The organism is Photorhabdus africana (assembly GCF_035181445.1).
GTDB lineage: Bacteria > Pseudomonadota > Gammaproteobacteria > Enterobacterales > Enterobacteriaceae > Photorhabdus > Photorhabdus laumondii.
This window is the reverse complement of record NZ_JAXBVE010000162.1, coordinates 1-527: the sequence shown is the minus strand read 5'-3', so window position 1 is coordinate 527 and position 527 is coordinate 1. Positions and strand designations below refer to the sequence as shown.

The window sequence follows — 527 nt, the reverse complement described above, 5'->3', positions numbered from 1 at the left end:
GGGGATAATAATGTGATGGTGCACATCGGCAATGGCGACAGTAAACACAGCGTCAATATTGCCGGTTATCAGGCGCTTGAAGGGGCGCAGATGTTTATTGGCAATCGTAACATCAGTTTCAATCAGGGGCGCAGTAATGACCTGATTGTGATGATGGATAAATCCCTGCCAACGCCGCCGCTGGTTAATCCGTTTGATGGTACAGCCCGTATTTCCGGGGTCTTGCAGGGCATTGCTCATTTTGGTGAAAAGCAGGACTGGCTGGCGGCGCAAGATCAGCAATGGACCCTCGCCGGTGCGAAAAAATTTGTGCTGGATCTGTCCGGTTTGGACCAGACCAGCAGTGTGGACTATAAAACGCTGGTTGATCTGGATTCACAGCATGCACGTAGTAGCCGTGGTTTGAAGCAAGATATTGAAGTGACGTTGAATAAGAAATTCAACCAGTGGCTAACCCGCAATGTGAGTGGTATGGGCACAATGAGCCGCGCGAATAAATTCCGTCAGGTCAATGAGAAACTGGCATT

1 protein-coding gene is annotated in these 527 nt (G+C 49.5%); it reads left to right on the top strand.

The window, feature by feature from the left end:
• A partial coding sequence (locus SLS51_RS23215; protein ID WP_323840836.1) for a hypothetical protein occupies nucleotides 1-527 on the top strand: 527 nt, incomplete at both ends.